This window comes from Saccharothrix carnea (assembly GCF_003014735.1).
In the GTDB taxonomy this organism is placed as follows: Bacteria; Actinomycetota; Actinomycetes; order Mycobacteriales; family Pseudonocardiaceae; genus Actinosynnema; species Actinosynnema carneum.
In genome coordinates this window covers 199,206-211,850 of sequence record NZ_PYAX01000010.1, presented here as the reverse complement: position 1 = coordinate 211,850, position 12,645 = coordinate 199,206, and the positions used below count along the sequence as shown (strand labels likewise).

Genomic DNA, 12,645 nt, shown 5'->3' with positions numbered 1-12,645 from the left:
GCGGTGTGTCGGGGTAGTGGGCTTCGCGGGTGAGTCCCCCGTGCGTGGTGGTCGCGCACGGGGGCTCAACCGGGGTCAGGGCTTGAGCACGACCTTGCCCACGGTGGCGCGGCCCTCCAGCCCGGTGTGCGCCTTGGCGGCCTCGCTGAGCGGGAACGTCGTGGTCAGCGGCGTCAGGCGACCCTCGGCGAGCGCGCTCAGGGACAGCTCCTCCAGCCCGCGCAGGTTGGTGCCCTTCATCATCCGCGGTCCGACGACCACCGACGCGGTGATGCCGAGGCGGTACAGGTCGGCGGTCTCGATGCGGGTCGGCTCGCCCGCCGACCAGCCGAACAGCAGGATCCGGCCGCCGACGCCGAGCAGCTCCAGCGCCTTGCGGCCCGCCTCGCCGCCGACGCCGTCGAGCACCGCGGTGACCTCGCCGATGCCCTGGTCCCAGTCCGGCCGCGTGTAGTCGGCCACCACGTCCGCGCCCAGCTGCCGGACGAGGTCCAGCTTGGCGGTGCTCGCCACGCCGACCACCCTGGCCCCGACCGCCTTCGCCTGCTGCACGAACAACGCGCCCAGCCCGCCCGCGGCCGACGTCACCAGCACCACGTCGTCCGCGGTGAGCTCGGCGATGCGCAGCACGCCCACGGCGGTGCGCCCGGTGCCGATCATGGCCACGGCGGCGTCGTCGGACACGTGGTCGGGCAGTTCGTGCAGCGACGCGGCGTTCGCCACGGCCAGCTCCGCGTACCCGCCGCTGGCCTGGCCCAGGTGCGCTACGACCCGCTTGCCCAGCCAGTGCGGCTCGACACCGTCACCCAGCGCGGTGACGACCCCCGCGACCTCCCGCCCCGGCGTCATGGGCAGCTCCGGCAGCGGGAACGGCCCACCGTGCTCACCACGCCGGATCGACGTGTCGAGCAGGTGCACCCCGGCCGCCGACACCGCGATCCGCACCTGGCCGGCCCCCGGCTCCGGGTCCGGCGCCTGCTCGTAGCGCAGGTTGTCGGCCGGACCGAACTCGTGCTGAACGATGGCGTGCATCTCGTGATCCCCTCCGCAGGTGGTGTGGCCGCCACGCTAGGAGTTCGAGTTAACTGGAGGTCAAGCGATCTCGGCCTGGGCGGCGGCGTCCTCCGGGCGCGCCGGGAAGGCTGGTCCGACCAATTAGCGAATGCCGTAATTGCTTTGACGGCGAGCCGCCTGTCGGAGATAGTCCTACCGACACTGCAGTGGTGTTCGACGACCACAAAGGGGACCTTCGTGAACAGCAGGGAGACCGAGTGGAACGGCTCCGCGACGCGCACGTCCGGTGACCGCGACCAGCGCTCCTGACCTGCCCGTACGGCAATAGGTTGATACGCTGAGTAATTATTGGGAATTCGTATCGGCCTATTGGCTGTGATGATCGGCGCGCATTCGGCGCGGTAGGGCGGCCCGGCCTTCATGGGGTGGGTCGGGGCGGATAAACCCCGGCACGACGGGGTGGGTGACTCCTGTCGGGAAACGGGGGGACGGGATCGTGCGCCCGTCCCCTGCCCCCATTCGGCCCAGGCCCGGCTTTGGTGGTGCCGGGCCTGTTTGCGGTTCGGACCGGAGGGGTAGTCGGTGGGCGTCCGGAGCCCGGTCAGACGGGCTCGTGGTCCTCAGTTGGAGGGCGAGATGACCCACCACTCGACCGTCGGTCGCGTCAAGGTCGCGGGCCTGCAACCCGCCCAGGTGCTGGCAGGCCTGGTCGGCCTGGTCTTCCTCGCGTTGGGTGTGCTGGGCTTCGTGCGCACGGGGTTCGGCGACTTCGCGGGCGACCAGCACGCGATGCTGCTCGGGTTCACGCTGAACCCGCTGCACAACGTGGTCCACCTGGCGTTCGGTGTGCTCGGCCTGCTCATGGCGAGCACGTCCGGCCTGGCCCGGCTGTACGGCTGGATCCTGTTCCTCGCCTACGGTGCGGTGCTGTTGTGGGGCCTGGCCCTGGCCGGTGTGTTCTCCACCAACCCGGTCGCAGGCCTGGGCAACCCGCTGGCGCTCAACGTCAACGACAACTGGCTGCACCTCGGCCTGGCCGCGGTCGGCCTGCTGATCGCGGTGCTGCCCGCGCGGCGCAAGATCGTGACGGAACCCCCTGTCGACGAGCGGACCGGGGAGCAGCCGGTCACGCCGGCGGCTCCGGTGGCCGGTGCTCCGGTCGCGGACCGGTACGACGAGGGCCGTTACGACCAGGACCGTCACCAGCGGGAGCCGAGCATTCGCGACCCCAAGGCCGATCCGGTGACGCAGGAGATGCCGACGCAGCGCGTCGACGACTCGCGGCACGGTGCGCGCGGTGCGCACCCCGACGAGCGGATCGAGTCCATGGATCCGACCGTGAACCCGCGGCCGGTCCAGCCGGTCGACCCGGCCATCGCGGAGCAGCACAAGTCGCGGTTCAGCCGGTGATGCTCACCGGGACGCACCGACGAGAACAGATGTACTGACGGAAACCTTTCGGAGAGCGGTGCACGGTCCCAGTCGGGGCCGTGCACCGCCGTGTGTTCGAGGGGTCGACCTCGGTCAGGCCGCCGAATCCAGGCGGTCCACCTGGTCGTCGTCCAGCTTCAGCTCCAGCGCGCCCAGGGTCTCGTCCAGCTGCGCCACGGAGGTGGCGCCCACCAGCGGGATGATGTCCTGGCGCAGCAACCAGGCCAGCACGACCTGGTTGACCGTCGCGCCGAGTTCGTCGGACACCTCGTGCAGCACCTTCAGCCGCCGTGTGGTGCCGGGGTGGTCGTACGCCTCGCCCAGCGGCTTGTCCCGGTACCGGCCGGCGAGCAGTGCCGAGTACGCCACCAGCGTGACGTCACCCTCGGCCGCCGCGTAGTCGAGCAGCTCGTCGGTCATGTGCACGTGACCGCCCTCGGGCAGCTTCACGCCCGGCCGTGGCCGGAGGTAGCTGTACCGCTGCTGCACGGCGGTGTAGAGCGGCCAGCCGTTGGCCCGGGACACCGCCCGCGCCCGCTCGAACCGCCACGTGGCGTGGTTGCTGGCGCCGATCTCCCGCACCTGGCCCGCCTCCACGAGGGACGCGAACCCGCCGAGCGTGTCCTCCAGCGTGACGCTGCGGTCCTCGATGTGGCTGTAGTACAGGTCGATGTGCTCGATCCCCAGCCGCTTCAGGCTCGCGGCGGCGGCGCTGCGGACCGTGTCGCCGGCGAGCCCTTCGGCGTTCTCCAGGCCGGTGCCCGGGGTCAGCGGACGGGCACCCATCTTGGTGGCCACCACCATCTCGTCGCGGTTGCCCCGCGCGGCCAGCCAGCGGCCGACCGCCTGCTCGCTCTCGTCGCCCGTGCCACCGTCCCAGAACACGTAGTTGTTCGCGGTGTCCAGGAACGTGCCGCCGGCCTCGGCGAAGCGGTCCATGATCGCGAAGGCGGTCCGGTCGTCCACGGATTTGCCGAACGGCAGCGTGCCCAGTGCCAGGGCGCTGACCTCGAGTGAACCGATGCGCTGTCGTCTCATGGTGGACAGCCTGGATGCTGGAGCGCACTCCAGGTCAAGCCCCTGGCATGCTGGGCGGCGATGTCGACTCTGACGAAATGGGCTCCCGCCGTGCTGGCGCTGGTCCTGGTGGCCAGTCCCGGCGTGTGGCGGTACAGCAGGCACGTCATCACCATCGCGCACGAGGCCGGGCACGCCCTCGTCGCGCTGCTCACCGGCAGGCGGCTGGAGGGCATCAAGCTGAACTCGGACACGTCCGGGGTCACGGTGTCGCGCGGACGGCCCACCGGGTTGGCCGTGGTGCTCATGTACTTCGCCGGGTACGTGACGCCGTCGCTGCTCGGGCTGGGCGCGGCGGCATTGGTCCTGGCCGACCAGGTCCGGCCGTTGCTGTGGGCGACGGTGGTGTTGCTGGTCGGGATGCTGGTCATGATCCGCAACGTGTTCGGCGTGGTGTCGGTGGTGTTGACGGGTGCGGTGATGTTCACGGTGTCCTGGTACGCGACGGCCGAGTGGCAGGCGGCGTTCGCGTTGTTCGTGACGTGGTTCTTGTTGTTGGGTGGCGTGCGGCCGGTCGGTGAGTTGCAGCGGCGGCGGATGCGGGGGTTGGCGCGGCAGTCGGACGCCGATCAGTTGGCCCGGATCACGCGGGTGCCGGGGTTGGTGTGGGTGTTGTTGTTCGGTGGGGTGACGGTGGGGACGTTGGTGGTGGGTGGGAGGTTGTTGCTGCCGTTGTGAGGCGGCAAGACTTCGAGTGGTTGGGGTCGGCGCAGTGGTCGGTTCGGCGCAGTGGTCGGGTGCGGCGCAGTGGTTGGGTGCGGCGCAGCCTGAAGCACCCGAACCCCATGTAAAATCGGGCCTTTTGCGGTTGGGCGTCGGGTCCGTTGGGGTGTCACTCGGTTGAGGGAAGTATGCAACCTTTGACAACCCAAATCGCATTTCTCACGTTAGCCGGAGAAAACGGCCGGCCCGGCGGCGGGGAGGCGTGGGCAGGTGGTGGCGGGCGGTGGCGTGGGCGGTAGGTGTGGGGTTGTGGGCGGTGGGGGTGGGTTGGGGTTTGGGTTGTCGGGGTTTGTCAGGTGAGGAGTTGGAGGTAGCCGTCGGTGCCGTTGAGGCGGATTCGTTGGCCGTCCTGGATCAGTTGGGTGGCGCGTTCGACGCCGACGATGGCGGGGAGGCCGTATTCGCGGGCGATGACGGCGCCGTGGGTCATCTGGCCGCCGACTTCGGTGACCAGGCCCGCGATGGCGACGAACAGGGGTGACCAGCTGGGGTCGGTGTGGGCGGTGACGAGGATGTCGCCCGGGGCGAGGTCGGCGTCGGCCAGGTCGAGGATGACGCGGGCTCGGCCTTCGACGGTGCCCACGGAGACCGGGAGGCCGACGAGGGCGTCGGTGGGGAGGTTGGCCCGTCGGTAGGTTCCGTTGATTGCCTCGCCGTCCGAGGTGAGTACTCGGGGTGGGGTCAGTGACTGGTATGTCTTGAAGGCGTCTTTGCGGTGGTGGATGAGGTCGTGGTCGATTCGGTTGGTGCGGACGAGGTCTTGGAGTTCGGGCAGGGTCAGGAAGAAGAGGTCTTCCCGGTCGGTGAGGACGCCGGCTCGTTCGAGGCGGTCGGCTTCGGTGAGCAGGGCCTGCTTGTAGGTGAAGTAGCGGCTGATCAGGAAGTACTTCGGGTACTCGCGGTAGCCGGTGAAGGTGCGGACGCGGGCGATTTGCTGCTCGGTCTCGTCGGCTTTCCGGTCGCCGTCTGGGAGGGTGCGCAGGCGGGCCAGGACTTCGTCTTGTTTTCTGCGGGCTTCGAGCAGTCCTTGGTCGAAGCGGTGTTTGGCGGAGCCCGGGGCGAAGGTCTTGATGTTGGTGAGGATCATCGGCAGGAGGGTGGTGGGGCGTTCGCTCCACCGTGGCCTGGTGATGTCGATTTCGCCGACGCAGCGCATGCCGTACTTGTCGAGGTAGGCCACGATGGCGTCGCGGGCCTGTTGGCCGCCCGGGAGTTCGGGCAGGCGGGCCAGGAAGTCGTCGTCCTCGACGCCGTGCAGGAAGGCGACGACCTCCGGGTGGGGGCGGATGGCGTCGGCGACGTCGAGGAGTTCCAGTCCCATCTCCGACGTGACGTTGTGGGGCACGGACTGGGTGAGCGTGTCGGCCGCGTTCTTCTCGCCCAGCCACTCCAGCAAGTGTTCGTTGAGCCACCACGCGCTCTGCATCCCGGCCATGATCGCCTGGTGGCTCTGCGCGTCGAACAGGAACCGCTGGAGTTCGGCCAGGTCCGCGACGATGAAGTCGAGCAGCTCCGGCCCGGCCTTTGACCGGATCTCGCGCTTGACGGCGGCGTTGGAGGCCTCGCCGCGGGCGATCAGCTCGGTGACGATGGCCGGGTCGGTCTCGATGGTGGTCGGTTCGGCGCCGGGGATCGGCCTGATCGGCTCGTCGTCGGAAGGTGGCGGGAGGAAACCGTCGCGTTCGACCACGGTCCGCAGCGCGTCCCCGATCAGCGGGTCGGACTTGGCCAGGACGTCGATGAGGTCGGTGCGGCTCCGGGGTGACGCCAGCATCCGGGTGACGTCGACGAACAGCCTGCCGCCCGCCTCCGCCCGGGGCATCGGAGCCGTCAGGCTCCACAAGGAGAGCCCGAGGGGCCTCATGGCGTCGGTCATCATCTGCTGGTGGCCTACGGAGACGTAGACGTGGTTCTCCCGGTCGTCGGCCTCGGGGATGGGGAACAGCGTCGTGATCGGCCGGCTCTGGACGAGGTGGAAGTCGTCGTCGACCAGGCACCACTCGATGTCCTGGGGGCGGCCGAAGTGGGCTTCGACCCGGCGCCCGAGTCGCACGAGGCGGACCGCTTGGGCGTCGGTCAGAGCCGGTTCGTCGGTGGCGGTGGTCTTGGCGATGACCTCGTCGTCGCGGACCTTGAAGGAGTCCGGGGTCACCAGGCCCGAGACCAGGGCTTCGCCGAGGCCGAAGGTGGCCTCGACGGTGGCGACCTTCCGGTTGGACGTGACGGGGTCGGCGGTGAACAGGACCCCGGCGGCTTGGGGGAAGACCATCCGCTGCACGACGACGGCCATGTGCACCTGGTCGTGGTCGAAGCCGTGGTGCTCCCGGTAGGCGATGGCCCGTTCGGTGAACAGCGAGGCCCAGCACCGGCTGATGTGGCGGAGGACCTCCTCCGGGCCCACGACGTTCAGGTAGCTGTCCTGCTGGCCCGCGAACGAGGCGCCCGGCAGGTCCTCCGCCGTCGCGCTCGACCGGACGGCGCAGGCGGCCCCCGCGCCGAGCCGGGAGAGGGCGTCGGTGATCTCCTCCGCGATGTCGTCGGGGATGGGGATCTGCTCGATGGTCCGGCGGATCCCGGTCGACTTCTCGTCACCGACGACGCGGCGGAAGGCGTCCGTCGTCACGCAGAACCCGGGAGGCACGCGCACGCCTTCGAGCCGCGAGAGCTCGCCCAGGTTGGCACCCTTGCCGCCGACGACAGCGACCTCCGTTCGGTCGACCTCGTGGAGATCGAGCACGTAGCGGCTCATCGTTCACCCTTCTCGTTCGCCCGTTGTGGGCTGCGGCCGGAGATTCTGCGGCACGGGCGGGGTCTTGCCGCAAGACCCCCGGTGCGCTATATGTTGAAGTGGGAGAAGTGTCTTGGGTGTCCGGTCGGGTATCCCGTTCCTTTCGAGAGAGGGACGACCATGACCGACACTGTCGCCGACTTCGTGCTGCGCCGGTTGCGTGACTGGGGCGTGGAGCACGTCTTCGCCTATCCGGGTGACGGCATCAACGGGCTGGTGGCCGCTTTCGGGCGCAGTGACGACCGACCTCGGTTCATCCAGTCGCGGCACGAGGAGATGTCCGCCCTGGAGGCCGTGGGGTACGCGAAGTTCGGCGGGCGGCTCGGGGTGTGCCTGGCGACGTCCGGGCCCGGGGCGATCCACCTGCTCAACGGGCTGTACGACGCCAAGCTCGACCACGTGCCGGTGGTGGCGATCGTGGGGCAGACGGCGCGCACCGCGATCGGGGGCAGCTACCAGCAGGAAGTGGACCTGCACGCGTTGTTCAAGGACGTGGCGTCCGAGTACCTGGTGGACGTGGTCGTGCCCGAGCAGCTGCCCAACGCGCTGGACCGGGCGATCCGCACGGCCGAGGCGCAGCGGGCGCCCACGGCGTTGATCATCCCGGCGGACGTGCAGGAGCTGGACTACTCGCCGCCCGAACACGCGTTCAAGCACGTGCCGTCGAGCGCACCCAGCCGGGGGCGGGCCACGGCCGTGCCGTCGCAGGACGACGTGGAGCGCGCGGTGGAGGTGCTCAACGCAGGCGAACGCGTCGCGGTGCTGGTGGGGCAGGGTGCGCGCGGTGCGGCCGACGAGGTGCGCCAGGTGGCCGACGTGCTGGGCGCGGGCGTGGCGAAGGCGTTGCTGGGCAAGGACGTCCTGCCCGACGACGAGCCGTGGGTGACCGGGGCGATCGGGTTGTTGGGCACCCGGCCCAGCTACGAGCTGATGCGGGACTGCGACACGTTGCTGATCGTCGGTTCGAGCTTCCCGTACTCGCAGTTCCTGCCGGAGTTCGGTGCGGCGCGGGCGGTCCAGGTCGATGTGGACGGTCGGTTCATCGGGATGCGCTACCCGACCGAGGTCAACCTCGTGGGTGACGCCGGTGCGACGCTGCGGGCGATGGTGCCGTTGTTGCGGCGCAAGGAAGACCGGTCGTGGCGGGAGACGGTCGAGAGCAACGTGGTGCAGTGGTGGGAGACGCTGCGTCGGCAGTCCTTTGTGGACGCTGAACCGGTGAACCCGATGCGGATCATGTGGGAGCTGTCGCCGCGGTTGCCCGAGGACGCCATCGTGACCGCGGACTCCGGCTCGGCGGCCAACTGGTACGCGCGGTTGGTGAAGTTGCGCGGGCGGATGCGCGGGTCGCTGTCGGGGACGTTGGCGACGATGGGCGCGGGCGTGCCCTACGCGATCGGGGCGAAGTTCGTCCACCCGGAACGGCCCGTGGTGGCGCTGGTCGGCGACGGCGCCATGCAGATGAACGGGCTGGCGGAGCTGATCACCATCGCCCGCTACTGGGAGGAGTGGGCGGACCCGCGCTGCGTGGTGTGCGTGTTGCACAACAACGACCTCAACCAGGTGACGTGGGAACTGCGGGCGATGGGCGGCGCCCCGAAGTTCGAGGAGTCGCAGGTGCTGCCGGACGTCGGCTACGCGGCGTTCGCGCGGTCGGTCGGGCTGGACGGCATCGACGTGGACGACCCCGACGACCTGGGCGCGGCGTGGGACCGGGCGCTGTCCGCGTCACGGCCCGTCGTGCTGGACGTGCGGTGCGACCCGAACACGCCGCCGATCCCGCCGCACACGACGTTCGAGCAGACCAAGGCCACCGCCGAGGCGATGCTGAAGGGCGACCCGGACGCGTGGGCCGTGGTCAGGCAGGGCGTGCGCACCAAGGTTCAGGAGTTCCTGCGCGGGTAACCGACGTCCATGGTCAGCATCGGGTACTTCCTCTCCAGCGAGGAGCACGGACCGCGTGAGCTGGTGCGGCAGGCGCGGTGGGCGGAACAGGCCGGGTTCGAGCGCCTGTGGATCTCCGATCACTACCACCCGTGGAACCGCGAGCAGGGCAACAGCCCGTTCGTGTGGTCCGTCATCGGGGCGCTGTCGGAGGTCACGTCGTTGCCCATCACGACCGCTGTCACCTGTCCGACCGTACGGATTCACCCGGCCGTGGTGGCGCAGGCCGCCGCGACGGCCGCCGTGCAGTGCCGGGGCGGGTTCACCCTCGGCGTGGGCACCGGCGAGGCGTTGAACGAGCACATCTTCGGCGACCCGTGGCCGTCCGCGCCGGAACGGCTGGAGATGCTGGAAGAGGCCGTCGAGGTGATGCGGGCGCTGTGGACCGGCGAGGAGGTCAGCCACCGCGGCGAGCACTACACCGTCGAGAACGCCCGCCTCTACACGGTCCCGCCGTCACCCGTTCCGGTATACGTGTCGGCCTTCGGACCGAAGGCGGCGGAGGTCGCCGGTCGGATCGGCGACGGCCTGTGCTCCACGATGCCGGACGCGTCGCTCCTCGACCGGTTCCGCTCCGCCGGCGGTGCCGGCAAGCCGACCCAGGCCGGGTTCAAGGTGTGCCACGCGCCGTCCGCCGAAGCGGGCGTGCGGACCGCGCACCGGCTGTGGGCCAACGAGCAGCTGCCCGGCGAACTGGCCCAGGTGCTGCCGACGCCCCGGCACTTCGAGCAGGCGTCGACGCTGGTCACCGAGGAGATGGTGGCCTCGGCGCTGCCCACGGGCCCCGATCCGCAGCCGTACGTTGACCGGGTCCGCGAATACGTCGACGCGGGCTACGACGAGGTGTACGTGAGCCAGGTCGGGCCCGAACAAGAGCAGTTCTTCACGTTCTGGGCCGAGTCGGTGGCGCCCGCGCTGGGCGGCGCCCTCACCTCCTCCGGGGTCTCGCACTGACCCGTCCGCCGAATCCACCCGGCCAGTAATCCATCCGATGAGGCGCAGCACGTTTGCACCCTGGGGACCAGCGGGTAAGCCGTGATCAAGCACCTGTGACACCGCAAGGGGGTTCACCCGATGACCAGCACCGCGCGCTTGCCCAAGCCCGTGACCGACGTCTGGGACTGGCAGAAGGAAGGGCTGTGCCGAGGCCGTGACAGCGCGGTCTTCTTCCACCCGGACAACGAGCGCGGCTCCGCCCGAGCCGCCCGAGAGGACAAGGCGAAGCAGCTCTGCGCCCGCTGCCCGGTGGTCGACCCGTGCCGGGAGCACGCGCTGGCGGTCCAGGAGCCCTACGGGGTCTGGGGCGGCATGGGCGAGGACGAGCGTCGCCGCATCATCGCCGGCCGCCGCCGCACCGCCGCCTGACCGGTCGCCCTACCCGTGCCGCCCCCAAAGGGTTGCCACCGGTACCACGAACGCACGAAGGCCGCCGATACCCGGCCGGTCCCGAGAACGCACGAACGCGCCGACGCCGCCGACACCGCGCCGGCCCCACGAACGCAGCGAGGCCGCCTGACACCGTGGTCAGGCGGCCTCAGTGCCATCAGCCGTCCTACTCGGTCAAGCCCTCGCGCAACTGACGCAGCGTCTTGGCCAGCAGCCGCGACACGTGCATCTGCGAGATGCCGACCTTCTGCGCGATCTGGGTCTGCGTCATGTTCCCGAAGAACCGCATCACCACGATCTTGCGCTCCCGCTCCGGCAGCTTCTCCAGCAGCGGGTGCAGCGCCTCCCGCTGCTCGATCGCCTCCAGCTCCGGATCCTCCCCGCCGAGCGTGCTGCCCAGCGAGATGGAGCTGTCGTCGGCCACCAGGAGGTCGTCCAGCGACGCGCTGTGGTAGGCGTTGCCCGCCGCCAGCCCCTCGTGGATCTCCTCGCGGCTCAACCCGAGGTGCTGCGCCAGCTCACTGGGCGTGGGCGCCCGGCCCAGATCCTGCGACAGCCGCGCCGAACCCGCGTTGATCGCCAGGTGCAGCTCCTTGAGCCGCCGCGGCATGCGCACCGACCAGCTCGAGTCCCGGAAGTACTTGCGGACCTCGCCCATGATCGTCGGCACCGCGAACGACAGGAAGTCGCTACCGCGCTCCGGGTCGAACCGGTCCACCGCGTTGATCAGCCCGACCGTGGCCACCTGCACCAGGTCGTCGTGCGGCTCGCCGCGGTGCCCGAACCGCCGGGCGATGTGCTTGGCCACGGGCAGGTGCTCGGTCACCAGCTCGTCGCGCAGCCGCTCCCGCTGCGGGTCGTCCTTCGCGGTCGCGGCGAGCTGGACGAACAGCGGCGCCAGGTGGTCGTAGTCACCCTGGGTGCCAGACCGTGTCGTGCCCCCGTTCGGCGCTGTCACGCATCCACCGTCCCCAACGACCGCTTGACCAGGTCGATGTGCACCTCGTACGCGTCCGCCTGCGGCGCGACCCACGTCGTGACCGAGTCGACCAGCGCGCTCAGCACCCGCCAGCCGAAGCTGTCCCGGTCCGGCGGCGCCGACCGCTGCGACCCCACCTTGGTGAACACCTGCACCGAACCGTCCACCACCACGAACTGGGCGCTGAGCACGGCGCCCGGCGTGGCCAGCGAGATGAGGGTCGAGCACGCCTCGTCCACCGCCAGCTTCAAGTCCTCGATGGAGTCAAGGTCGAAGTCCTGCCGCATGGCGATGTCCGCCGCCACGGCTCGGACGATCGACAGCTGCGTGGGGTCGGCCGCCATCCGCAACTCGACCCCGGCCAGGGCGTTATCCGACTCACCGCTTCGCGGCTCAGTGTGCGACACGCTCACCTCGTCGTCCGTTCTGTCTCGTTGTGCTGCTGAAGCTATCGGTACCCGAATTGATCGTCGCTCACACGTGTAACCGACGCTCGGGCTGGGAAGACTGACTGGTGCGACGGGGAGGCCCATTGACCGATCAACTCGCGGACCACCACTGGGGAGCGGAGTTCCCGGCCCAGCCCGGGCAACTCTCGGCGGTCCGTGCTCGACTCGACGCCTGGCTGGCCGCCGAAGGACTGTCCGAGGACGACCGGTACGACCTGCTGGTCGCCGTCAACGAGGCAGCCAGCAACGCCATCGAGCACGCGTACGGCCCCGGTGAGCACGGACTGGTGCACATCGACGCCCACGCCCGGCCGGACGGCAGCGTGCGCGTCGTCGTCGCCGACCGCGGCGGCTGGCGCGTGCCGCCACCCACCCTGACCGCCCGCGGTCGTGGGCTGCTGCTGATGCGGGAGAACGTCGACGAGGTGCTGGTCGACCGGGGCGCGGGCGGTACCACCGTCACGCTGGTCCTGGCGCCCCGGCACGGGTCTCGCGACTCCTACCCCGCCGCGCCGCAGCCACCCGACCCCGTGGACGTCACCGCACGTGACGGCTGGGTCGAGGTGGTCGTGCGCGGCGACGTACCGGCGCAGGCCGCGCCCGCCGTCCGCCGGCGCATCCTCACCGCCGCGCGCGGCGGGACCGTGCCGGTGGTGGTGGACCTGCGCGCCCTCGGCGAGCGCAACGACGGCCTGATCCGCAGCCTGCGCGCGGTCGCGGAGGCCGCCGCCGCGGCGGGCACCCGGGTCGTCGTGCGGGCACCCGAACAGGGGCACGCCCGCCGCGCACTGGTCGCGGCGGGCGTGGACCAAGTCGTCGACCTGGTGCCGCACGTCTAGCCCCGGCTCCGCGGC

General features: G+C 70.4%; 11 protein-coding genes. 6 read left to right on the top strand and 5 right to left on the bottom strand.

The genetic code is table 11. The annotated features are described in order from the left end of the window. Window positions 1-75 precede the first annotated feature (75 nt). The gene (locus B0I31_RS28360; protein ID WP_106618433.1) at window positions 76-1,032 is read right to left on the bottom strand and encodes a zinc-binding dehydrogenase; all 957 of its coding nucleotides are present in this window, start codon (window positions 1,030-1,032) and stop codon (window positions 76-78) included. A 618-nt stretch (window positions 1,033-1,650) separates the two neighbouring features. Here B0I31_RS28360 and B0I31_RS28355 point away from each other — a divergent pair. After that, window positions 1,651-2,424: a DUF4383 domain-containing protein gene (locus B0I31_RS28355; RefSeq protein ID WP_106618538.1), complete on the top strand. Its 774-nt coding sequence runs from the start codon at window positions 1,651-1,653 to the stop codon at window positions 2,422-2,424. Window positions 2,425-2,538: 114 nt separating this feature from the next. Here the strand turns inward: B0I31_RS28355 and B0I31_RS28350 are convergent, their stop codons facing one another. Next, window positions 2,539-3,483, bottom strand: coding sequence for an aldo/keto reductase (locus tag B0I31_RS28350; RefSeq protein ID WP_106618432.1), 945 nt, complete (start codon window positions 3,481-3,483; stop codon window positions 2,539-2,541). Window positions 3,484-3,543: 60 nt separating this feature from the next. Between B0I31_RS28350 and B0I31_RS28345 the strand changes: the two genes are divergently transcribed. Further along, window positions 3,544-4,200, top strand: a complete 657-nt coding sequence (locus B0I31_RS28345; RefSeq protein WP_106618431.1) for a M50 family metallopeptidase — start codon at window positions 3,544-3,546, stop codon at window positions 4,198-4,200. Between the two features lie 337 nt (window positions 4,201-4,537). Here the strand turns inward: B0I31_RS28345 and rph are convergent, their stop codons facing one another. Then, the gene (gene rph / locus B0I31_RS28340) at window positions 4,538-6,994 is read right to left on the bottom strand and encodes a rifamycin-inactivating phosphotransferase (RefSeq protein WP_106618430.1); all 2,457 of its coding nucleotides are present in this window, start codon (window positions 6,992-6,994) and stop codon (window positions 4,538-4,540) included. A gap of 159 nt (window positions 6,995-7,153) precedes the next feature. Between rph and B0I31_RS28335 the strand changes: the two genes are divergently transcribed. The 3 genes from B0I31_RS28335 to B0I31_RS28325 all read left to right on the top strand — a co-directional run bounded on the left by B0I31_RS28335 (window position 7,154) and on the right by B0I31_RS28325 (window position 10,342). Then, complete coding sequence (locus tag B0I31_RS28335) at window positions 7,154-8,938, top strand: thiamine pyrophosphate-requiring protein (RefSeq protein ID WP_106618429.1); 1,785 nt, start codon at window positions 7,154-7,156, stop codon at window positions 8,936-8,938. 9 nt (window positions 8,939-8,947) lie between these two features. After that, window positions 8,948-9,931: a TIGR03557 family F420-dependent LLM class oxidoreductase gene (locus B0I31_RS28330; protein WP_106618428.1), complete on the top strand. Its 984-nt coding sequence runs from the start codon at window positions 8,948-8,950 to the stop codon at window positions 9,929-9,931. 120 nt (window positions 9,932-10,051) lie between these two features. Continuing rightward, window positions 10,052-10,342: a WhiB family transcriptional regulator gene (locus B0I31_RS28325; protein WP_106618427.1), complete on the top strand. Its 291-nt coding sequence runs from the start codon at window positions 10,052-10,054 to the stop codon at window positions 10,340-10,342. 187 nt (window positions 10,343-10,529) lie between these two features. On the opposite strand, the gene B0I31_RS28320 is transcribed toward B0I31_RS28325, so the two are convergent. Both B0I31_RS28320 and B0I31_RS28315 read right to left on the bottom strand, forming a co-directional pair. After that, complete coding sequence (locus tag B0I31_RS28320) at window positions 10,530-11,321, bottom strand: SigB/SigF/SigG family RNA polymerase sigma factor (RefSeq protein ID WP_106618426.1); 792 nt, start codon at window positions 11,319-11,321, stop codon at window positions 10,530-10,532. Beyond that, window positions 11,318-11,749, bottom strand: coding sequence for an ATP-binding protein (locus B0I31_RS28315; RefSeq protein ID WP_245950504.1), 432 nt, complete (start codon window positions 11,747-11,749; stop codon window positions 11,318-11,320). The genes B0I31_RS28320 and B0I31_RS28315 overlap by 4 nt, the downstream gene beginning before the upstream one ends. Before the next feature lie 125 nt (window positions 11,750-11,874). Between B0I31_RS28315 and B0I31_RS28310 the strand changes: the two genes are divergently transcribed. Continuing rightward, entirely contained in the window at window positions 11,875-12,630 is a 756-nt protein-coding gene (locus tag B0I31_RS28310) for an ATP-binding protein (protein WP_106618424.1), read from the top strand. The last annotated feature ends 15 nt before the right edge of the window (window positions 12,631-12,645 follow it).